Annotated in this window: 8 protein-coding genes and 3 tRNA genes; 8 read left to right on the top strand and 3 right to left on the bottom strand. The window is 46.6% G+C overall.

The features are described 5' to 3' along the window. Nucleotides 1-436 precede the first annotated feature (436 nt). A complete protein-coding gene (gene miaE, locus J3L11_RS16435) occupies nucleotides 437-1,363 on the top strand; it encodes a tRNA isopentenyl-2-thiomethyl-A-37 hydroxylase MiaE (protein ID WP_207571667.1) in 927 nt (308 codons plus the stop codon). A 16-nt stretch (nucleotides 1,364-1,379) separates the two neighbouring features. On the opposite strand, the gene J3L11_RS16430 is transcribed toward miaE, so the two are convergent. Beyond that, nucleotides 1,380-2,093, bottom strand: coding sequence for a UDP-2,3-diacylglucosamine diphosphatase (locus tag J3L11_RS16430; protein WP_207571666.1), 714 nt, complete (start codon nucleotides 2,091-2,093; stop codon nucleotides 1,380-1,382). 6 nt (nucleotides 2,094-2,099) lie between these two features. After that, nucleotides 2,100-2,594 (bottom strand): peptidylprolyl isomerase, encoded by a 495-nt coding sequence (locus J3L11_RS16425; RefSeq protein WP_189615793.1) that lies wholly within the window; start codon nucleotides 2,592-2,594, stop codon nucleotides 2,100-2,102. Nucleotides 2,595-2,736: 142 nt separating this feature from the next. Here J3L11_RS16425 and cysS point away from each other — a divergent pair, with 142 nt between their 5' ends. Next, the gene (gene cysS, locus J3L11_RS16420; RefSeq protein ID WP_207571665.1) at nucleotides 2,737-4,116 is read left to right on the top strand and encodes a cysteine--tRNA ligase; all 1,380 of its coding nucleotides are present in this window, start codon (nucleotides 2,737-2,739) and stop codon (nucleotides 4,114-4,116) included. Nucleotides 4,117-4,179: 63 nt separating this feature from the next. On the opposite strand, the gene folD is transcribed toward cysS, so the two are convergent. Further along, the gene (folD, locus tag J3L11_RS16415; protein ID WP_207571664.1) at nucleotides 4,180-5,034 is read right to left on the bottom strand and encodes a bifunctional methylenetetrahydrofolate dehydrogenase/methenyltetrahydrofolate cyclohydrolase FolD; all 855 of its coding nucleotides are present in this window, start codon (nucleotides 5,032-5,034) and stop codon (nucleotides 4,180-4,182) included. A 275-nt stretch (nucleotides 5,035-5,309) separates the two neighbouring features. Between folD and J3L11_RS16410 the strand changes: the two genes are divergently transcribed. The 6 genes from J3L11_RS16410 (at nucleotide 5,310) to clpX (ending at nucleotide 9,244) form a co-directional block, all read left to right on the top strand. Continuing rightward, nucleotides 5,310-5,386: transfer RNA gene (locus J3L11_RS16410), tRNA-Pro, on the top strand. 64 nt (nucleotides 5,387-5,450) lie between these two features. Beyond that, nucleotides 5,451-5,527: transfer RNA gene (locus tag J3L11_RS16405), tRNA-Arg, on the top strand. 9 nt (nucleotides 5,528-5,536) lie between these two features. Then, nucleotides 5,537-5,612: transfer RNA gene (locus J3L11_RS16400), tRNA-His, on the top strand. A 245-nt stretch (nucleotides 5,613-5,857) separates the two neighbouring features. Then, nucleotides 5,858-7,162, top strand: a complete 1,305-nt coding sequence (tig, locus tag J3L11_RS16395; RefSeq protein WP_207571663.1) for a trigger factor — start codon at nucleotides 5,858-5,860, stop codon at nucleotides 7,160-7,162. A 90-nt stretch (nucleotides 7,163-7,252) separates the two neighbouring features. Further along, complete coding sequence (gene clpP / locus J3L11_RS16390) at nucleotides 7,253-7,864, top strand: ATP-dependent Clp endopeptidase proteolytic subunit ClpP (RefSeq protein WP_133037659.1); 612 nt, start codon at nucleotides 7,253-7,255, stop codon at nucleotides 7,862-7,864. Nucleotides 7,865-7,963: 99 nt separating this feature from the next. Further along, a complete protein-coding gene (clpX, locus tag J3L11_RS16385; RefSeq protein WP_189615785.1) occupies nucleotides 7,964-9,244 on the top strand; it encodes an ATP-dependent protease ATP-binding subunit ClpX in 1,281 nt (426 codons plus the stop codon). The last annotated feature ends 24 nt before the right edge of the window (nucleotides 9,245-9,268 follow it).

The following is a 9,268-nucleotide window of genomic DNA, read 5'->3' as shown; positions in this document are numbered from 1 at the left end:
TGGGTCTTCAATGAGTTTCAAATGGTCAAACAAGGACATGGATTAGGCTGAGTAGAATAACATGCCTTCTCAGATCATGCTGATACTGATAAGTTCCATGCTGTTAACAAAGTATGATCCCACCCTGATGCTGACGAGTATTCGTATTTCATCAAAGTCAGCAAATGTTATTGTTTAGTTATTAATTGATTAGAATGAAATCGATAAGTGAGTGGTATACTTAGCTTATTTGGATTCTGGATTTACTTTTGTAATACATAAAGTACTTGGTACTAATACTTGGTTTAATAAATAATTGGAAATACTATTGCTTGTTTATTGAACAACCCCTTCGGTTAGCATCATTAATAATAATGAACAATCTTCATTAGGAATAGTTGACGTAACTGTTCTTAAACGCGAAAATTTTTGCAGATGAACTCCTGCAGATACCAATATGTATACCCAATTGCTTGTTCCCATAGAGCGCTTTTTAGGCTGTAACACGCCGGACTCATGGATTGTTGAAGCGAGAAAGCCGGAAAATCTAGCAACGTTATTGATTGACCATTGTAATTGCGAATGGAAGGCAGCAGCGACTGCGGGCAAATTGCTGCGAAAATATGCCGTATCATCACAGGATGTAGTGGTGAATATGTTGAAACCTTACGAGTTTTTTCTGTTCCGCTTCGACAAGTGGTCCATTGATGAATTTCAGCATTGGTTTTTCCCCGAGAGTGCTGCAAATGCCAGCAGTAGTGATATTAAAGCCGCCAAACAGGCGTTATATCTGTTAGACAAACATGGGGCTGACTTGGATTCTGCATCAACGGTATTGCAATGGGCGAGGACTCAACCGAATTTACAGGTGCAACAGTCAACTGATACCAAGGAAATTGAGACGTTTTACAATCCATTGCAGGCGCGTACTGATTTTGCGCAAAGTGATGATCTCATTGCCAAGATGGTGCGATTAATTAAGGAAGAATTACATCATTTTGACCAGGTGTTAGAGATCATGCAGGCATGGAATATTCCGTATAGCAATCTGCCCGCAGGACGTTATGCCAAAGGTCTGTTAACACAAGTGATTACTCATGAGCCGCAAACCTTAATTGATAAATTAATTGTGGGGGCGCTAATTGAAGCGCGTTCCTGTGAGCGCTTTGCCAGACTTGCGCCTCATCTGGATGAAGATCTTGGCCGTTTTTATATCTCCCTGTTGCGCTCAGAAGCCCGCCATTATCAGGATTACCTGACGTTAGCCCAATCAGTTGCTGGACAAGATATCAGTGGCAGAATTGCAGAGTTAGTTGCGTTGGAAGCGAGCCTTATCCAAGCCAAAGACACTGTGTTCCGTTTCCACAGCGGTATCCCAGCTTAGTCGACTCATTATCTAATTATGCGAAAGGCAGAGTGTTTAGTTCGATGGCATCGGTACTGACTTTCAACACACTGCCTTGCTGATACCAGTCGCCTACTACCGCACGTTGCTGCCCATGACCTAGTTCATGAATGGCGGGGCGGTGGGTGTGTCCATGGATCAGCAATGATGCGTTGGATTGGGCCAATAAGTTGGACACCTCATCAGCGGTGACATCCATTATTTGCTCAGGTTTCATCCGATTCTGCTGCTGACTATTGCGACGTAGTTTTGCCGCAATATTCAAGCGCAGTGGCTTCGGTAGATGACGATAACACCATTGTACAAACAGACGATTACGAAAGCGGCGAAAACGCTGATAATCGTCATCCAAAGTACATAGGCTGTCACCATGCAGAATCACGGTTTCTCGCCCATATAAGGATAGCTTTTGAATTTCAGGTAACAGTGTTAAACCTGCTTGCTCGGCATAACACTGGCCCAACAGAAAGTCGCGATTACCGTGGATAAAGTAGATGGGTAACTGATGACTGAGTGCTTTAAGATGTTGCGCAATGTCCATAGCAAATGGTTCTGCCAGATCATCACCCACCCAAACTTCAAACAGGTCGCCGAGAATATAAAGCGCTTCAGTCTCTTTGAGCTGAGTCTCGAGAAAATTGATGAATGCCTGCGTGATATCTGGGCGATCTGCGCTCAAGTGCAGATCGCCGATAAAGAGAGTGTGCATGCGCGCTTATTCGCTGATAGTCACTTTTTCAATGACCACAGCTTCTAAGGGCACGTCCTGATGCATGCCACGATTGCCGGTGCTAACTTCTTTGATTTTGTTGACAACATCCATGCCTTCAATCACTTCCCCAAATACGCAATAACCCCAACCTTGGGTGGATTCACTTTTGAAGTCTAGGAAGGTGTTGTCGTTAACATTGATAAAGAACTGCGCGGTAGCAGAATGAGGATCGGAGGTCCGTGCCATTGCAATAGTGCCAGTCTTGTTTGATAGACCGTTGTTAGCTTCGTTTTTAATGGGAGCGTTGGTAGGCTTCTGTTGCATGTCAGCAGTAAAACCGCCGCCTTGGATCATAAAACCATCAATCACGCGGTGAAAAATAGTGCCATCAAAAAAGCCTTCACTGGCATATTGGGCAAAGTTGGCTGCTGTTTGCGGAGCTTTCTCTTCATTCAGGGCCAGTTTGATATCGCCATGATTAGTGTGCAGTGTGATCATAATTTTACCTTTGAACAATTTTCGTGGGCGGATTCTAACTTATCCGGGAATGCCATTAAAGGGCGGTATTCAACTGCTTGCGCCAATGCTAAACTCTTGGGCCAGTTTACCCTTTTCGCTATTTTTGTTTAAGAGAACGTCAATGTTGAAGATCTACAACAGTCTGAGTCGCCAGAAAGAGGAATTCAAACCGATTATCCCCGGCAAGGTGGGAATGTATGTGTGTGGCGTGACCATTTACGATCTGTGTCATATCGGCCATGGCCGGACTTTTGTCTCTTTCGACATGATAGTACGTTATTTGCGATATGCTGGCTATGACGTTAACTTTTTGCGGAACATCACCGATGTTGATGACAAGATCATCAAGCGTGCTAATGAAAATGGTGAGAGCTGTGAGTCACTCACCGAACGCTTGATTGGTGATATGCATGCGGATTTTGATGCGCTTAATATGCTACGCCCGGATTTAGAGCCGCGAGCAACGTTGCACATTGCCGACATCATCAAAATGGTGCAACAGTTAATAGACCGTGGTCACGCCTATGTGGCGGCTGATGGCGATGTGTTATTCAGCGTGGAATCCTTCCCTGAATATGGTCGATTGTCTGGTCAGGATCTGGATCAATTGCAAGCAGGGGCTCGAGTAGAAGTCGACCAAAACAAGCGCAATCCGATGGATTTTGTGTTGTGGAAGATGTCCAAGCCCGGTGAACCAACCTGGGATTCACCTTGGGGGGCAGGCCGTCCTGGTTGGCATATCGAATGTTCCGCAATGAACAGTAAGCATTTGGGCGCTCATTTCGATATTCATGGTGGTGGCTCTGATTTGATGTTCCCCCATCATGAAAATGAAATTGCTCAGTCCTGCTGTGCCCATAATACCAAGTATGTCAACTACTGGATGCACACCGGTATGGTGATGGTAGACAAAGAAAAAATGTCTAAATCATTGGGCAATTTCTTCACTATTCGTGATGTGCTGGCGCACTATGATGCCGAGACCGTGCGCTACTTTTTACTATCTGGCCACTATCGCAGCCAGTTAAATTACTCTGAGGATAATCTCAAGCAGGCGCGTGCCTCACTGGAACGTATGTACACTGCGCTGAAAGATCTGGATCTCACGGTTGTCCCGGCGGCAGCAACTGAATATGTCGAACGTTTCAAGGCGGCGATGGATGATGATTTCAATACACCGGAAGCTTACTCCGTCCTGTTTGATATGGTGCGTGAAATCAACCGCCTGAAGGCCAATGATATGGCGGCGGCCGCAGCTTTAGCGGTGGCCATGAAGCAACTTGCGGATGTACTCGGTATTCTCTGCTCTTCTCCTGAAGCTTTCTTGCAAGGAGAAGGTAGCGATGAAGAGGTTGCCGAAATTGAAGCGCTTATTGTTGAGCGTAATCGCGCCCGTAAAGAAAAGGACTGGCCTGCTGCTGATAAAGCCCGAGATCGCTTGAATGAACTCGGGGTTATTCTCGAAGATGGTCCAAGCGGAACCACCTGGCGCAAAAAGTGAGAGTGTTTGAAATGAACAAGGCCAGCAAATTGCTGGCCTTAATTTTAATCTATAGATTGCACATCAGTCATGATAGCGCTCTGCCGCGTATAACGTGTTTTCTAGCAGGCTAGCAATCGTCATCGGGCCTACGCCGCCGGGCACTGGTGTAATAAATGAGGCACGTTCAGCGGCAACATCAAACTGTACATCGCCCACTAGGTGACCATCGTCTAAGCGGTTTATCCCCACATCAATCAAAATGGCACCGGGTTTAATCCAGTCACCAGGTATAAAACCGGGTTTACCAACGGCCACGACCAACAGATCGGCGCGGCTGACTTTTTCCTGTAAATCGTGTGTAAAACGGTGACAAGTCGTGGTGGTACAGCCCGCCAATAACAATTCCAGAGTCATGGGACGGCCAACAATGTTGGAGGCCCCAACCACCACCGCATCCAACCCATGAAGATCTACACCAGTAGATTTGATTAATGTCATAATTCCCATTGGGGTGCAGGCGCGCAGTTGCGGAATACGTTGGGCTAAACGGCCTACATTATAAGGGTGGAAACCATCGACATCTTTATCTGGGCGGATACGTTCGATGACTTTGGCATCTTCAATCTGCTCTGGCAGCGGCAGTTGCACTAAGATGCCATCGATAGCTTTGTCATTATTGAGTGTTTCGATCAGCGCTAATAATTCAGCTTCTGAGGTCGATTCTGGCATGTCGTAAGAGCGCGACACATAGCCTACTTCTTCACAGGCTTTACGTTTGTTGCCAACATAAACTTGAGAGGCCGGGTCGTCACCTACCAGAATTACTGCAAGTCCGGGAAGACGCTTCCCGGCGGCTCGGCGATCGGCCACTTTTTGTTTCAGTTCTTTTCTTATGGATTGTGCTATCGCTTTGCCATCAATTAATTGGGCAGTCATGAGTGTAGGGTATCCTTTTTATATGGCGCGACGTGGAAATTTAAAACGCTAGTATTTTAACAGTGGGACTGCACAGTGTCATGATGAAACGCGACTACGAACACAGAATTTCGTTTTGTGGCGCATTAAAAAACAGCAGCTGGTAAGCACCACCAAAAAAATGATTGACGCTCTTAGGGTGAGTCGCTAAGATGCGCTCCGTTCTTGAGACACGCGGTAAATAATAGGTGTTTAGCCTCAGTTTTTGCTGCTGTAAAGATGATCAGAACAGTTCTCGGTGATTAGCGCAGTCCGGTAGCGCATCTGGTTTGGGACCAGAGGGTCAGAGGTTCGAATCCTCTATCACCGACCAAATTTTAGATAGCGTCAATGCGTTGTCTGGCCTGGTTAGGATGCAGGCATAGCCTGCAGACCCTGCGCCCGTAGCTCAGTTGGATAGAGCATCCGCCTTCTAAGCGGATGGTCGCAGGTTCGAATCCTGCCGGGCGTACCAATTTCAATGGTGACTGTAGCTCAGTTGGTAGAGTCCCGGATTGTGATTCCGGTTGTCGTGGGTTCGAGCCCCATCAGTCACCCCATTATTGATTTAAAAAAGCGACCTAGGGTCGCTTTTTTTATGCCTTTCTCGGGCCAATGTGGCTCGACTCAATAGATAACCATCGATATAATGCTGCGTCTTGATAACTACGAACATTGTGCGACCGGAGCCGCAATTCAGTTGTGATGGGCATTCCAGTCAAATACAAGATCAAGAGACGAATACCTGAATAGTTGAATGAGTTCGGCTATTAAAAGGACGTTAGACACATTTCGAGGTAAAACAATGCAAGTTTCTGTTGAAACAACCCAAGGCCTGGAGCGTCGCCTGACCATTTCTGTTCCCGCCGAGCAGATCGAGAAATTGGTTAAAGACAGTCTGCAACGTGAAGCCAAGCGTGCCCGTATTCCCGGTTTCCGCCCAGGTAAAGTTCCTGCAAGTGTGATTGAAAAACGTTATGGCAAGGCCATTCGCCAAGACATCACTGGTGAAGTGATGCAACGTAACTTTGTCGAAGCCATTATCGCTGAGAAACTGAATCCCGCTGGCGCACCAACACTGGTGCCAGGTGCTAACAATGCAGAGAATTTTGAATTTACTGCCACTTTTGAAGTGTATCCAGACGTTGAACTGAAAGGTCTGGATATCATCGAAGTTGAACAGCCAGTGGCCGAAGTACTGGACGCCGACGTTGACAACATGATTGAAACCCTGCGCAAGCAGAACGCAACTTATGCTGCGGTAGAACGCGCAGCCGAAGACGGCGATAAAGTGGTTATCAATTTTGTGGGTAGCATCGACGGTGAGGAATTTGAAGGTGGTAAAGCCGAAGATTTCGAACTGCAGCTCGGTAGTGGCCGCATGATCCCTGGCTTTGAAGAAGGCATTAAACGCCACAAAGCAGGTGAAGAATTCGACATCGACGTGAACTTCCCAGAAGAATATCACGCTGAAAACCTCAAAGGTAAAGCCGCTAAATTTGCGATCACTCTGAAAGAAGTGAAAGGCGCTGAGCTGCCAGAAATCAACGATGAATTTGCTAGCCGTTTTGGTATTACTGAAGGCGGTATCGATGCGCTGAAAGCGGAAATCCGCAAGAATATGGAACGCGAGCTGCAACAGGCACTGAAGGGTAATGTTAAAGAGCAAGTGCTTAACGGTCTGCTGGCGGGCAATGAAGTTGAACTGCCGAAAGCCTTAGTGGATGGTGAAGTTGATGCGTTGCGCCGTCAGGCTCTGCAGCGTTTTGGCGGTAATAATGCGCAGATGCCAGAATTGCCAGCCGAGCTGTTCACTGAACAAGCCGAACGTCGTGTAAAAATCGGGCTGTTGCTGGGTGAAGTGATCAGAACTAACGAACTGCAACCAGAAGATGAACGGGTGCAAACACTGATTGCTTCTATGGCTTCTGCATACGAAGATCCGAAAGAAGTCATTGCATATTACAACAGCAATAAAGAGCTGATGCAGAGTATGCGTAATTTGGCGCTGGAAGAACAAGCTGTTGAAGTTATTTTGAAATCTGCCAAAGTGACCGAAAAGACTGTTGCTTTTGAAGATTTTATGAACAAGGCTGCCGGTCGTGCCTAAGCTGCGCTTGACTTGTTAAGCCGTTAGCCATTTATAATGGCCCGTATGAGGTCCCTCATGCGGGCCATTTTTTATCAGGGAATATCAGGAATGCACAAAGCACCGGAATCCATTATGAATGCGTTGATCCCTATGGTGGTGGAACAAACTGCTAAAGGTGAACGTTCTTACGATATTTATTCTCGTTTGTTGAAAGAGCGAGTGATTTTTCTGGTTGGTCAGGTTGAAGAACATATGGCTAATCTGATCGTTGCCCAGTTGCTGTTTCTCGAATCGGAAAATCCTGATAAAGAGATCTCCCTCTATATCAATTCTCCTGGTGGTTCGGTAACTGCAGGTATGGCCATCTATGACACCATGCAGTTCATTAAGCCAGATGTCAGCACGGTTTGTATTGGTCAGGCGGCCAGTATGGGCGCGTTTTTGTTAGCGGGCGGCGCTAAAGGTAAACGCCACTGTTTACCTAATGCTCGGGTGATGATCCATCAGCCCTTAGGTGGTTTTCAGGGGCAAGCTTCTGATATCGCCATCCATGCTCAAGAAATCCTTGGGATTAAAAACAAATTGAACCAAATCCTGTCTGAGCACACAGGTCAACCGCTGGAAGTGATCGAACGGGACACTGATCGCGATAATTTTATGAGTGCCATTCAAGCGATGGAATATGGTTTAGTGGACTCAGTTATCAGCAAGCGCGACTGATAAATATAGCTAAAGGCTGAATTTTGCTGTTTGCTGGGCTATGCTCAGAGAGTAGCGATAAGCGGTGCCAAGATGTTGCACTGCAGATGAGGAATAGTAATGGGTGACAATAAAGGCAACGGTGATAACGGTAAACTGCTGTACTGCTCTTTCTGCGGCAAGAGTCAGCATGAAGTACGTAAACTTATTGCCGGTCCTTCTGTATACGTATGTGATGAGTGTGTTGAGTTATGCAACGACATCATTCGTGAAGAAATCAAGGATATCTCGCCAAAGAGAGATCACGATAAATTGCCTACACCGCATGAACTGCGGGCACATCTGGACGATTATGTTATTGGTCAGGAACAGGCAAAAAAAGTGCTATCTGTTGCAGTCTACAACCACTATAAACGTCTAAAACACGCGGTACCCAAAGATGGGGTCGAGCTTAGCAAGAGCAATATTCTGTTAATAGGCCCCACTGGTAGTGGAAAAACCTTACTGGCTGAAACGTTGGCGCGCTTTCTCGATGTCCCCTTTACCATGGCGGATGCCACGACGTTGACTGAAGCTGGTTATGTAGGCGAAGACGTTGAAAACATTATCCAGAAACTGCTGCAGAAGTGCGACTATGATGTGGAAAAGGCGCAGCGCGGTATCGTGTACATTGATGAAATAGACAAGATCAGTCGCAAGTCTGACAACCCGTCTATTACCCGTGACGTTTCCGGTGAGGGTGTACAGCAGGCGCTGTTAAAGTTGATAGAAGGCACGGTTGCGGCCGTACCACCACAAGGCGGGCGCAAACATCCGCAGCAGGAATTCCTACAGGTGGATACCTCGCGTATCCTGTTTATCTGCGGTGGGGCGTTTGCTGGCTTAGAAAAGGTCATCGAACAGCGTTCCCATGTTGGCAGTGGTATTGGTTTTGGCGCCCAGGTGAAAGGCCAGGCAGACAAGAAGAATATCAGTGATACCTTGTTAGATGTTGAACCTGAAGATTTGGTCAAGTACGGGCTGATCCCTGAATTTATTGGCCGTTTGCCGGTAGTTGCTACCTTATCAGAGCTGGATGAAGCCGCTTTGGTGCAAATTTTATCAGAGCCCAAGAATGCCATTACTAAACAGTTTGCCACCTTATTTGAGATGGAAAATGTTGAGCTGGAATTCCGTGAAGATGCGCTGAAAGCCATTGCCCAAAAAGCGATGGCGAGGAAGACTGGTGCCCGTGGATTGCGTTCTATTGTCGAGGCCATTTTGCTGAATACCATGTACGATCTGCCATCGTTAAAGAATGTAGCAAAAGTCGTGGTAGATGAATCTGTGGTAAAAGGTGAGTCTGCACCTATCTTGATTTATGAAAGCAATGAGTCTCAGGCAGCCTCTGGCGAACACTAAATAAGCATGTGTTTATCTTCATAA

The sequence above is a fragment of the Shewanella sp. 4t3-1-2LB genome (genome assembly GCF_017368415.1).
Classification (GTDB): domain Bacteria; phylum Pseudomonadota; class Gammaproteobacteria; order Enterobacterales; family Shewanellaceae; genus Shewanella; species Shewanella fodinae.
The sequence above is the reverse complement of the archived record's forward strand: the minus strand, read 5'-3'. Positions and strand labels throughout refer to the sequence as shown.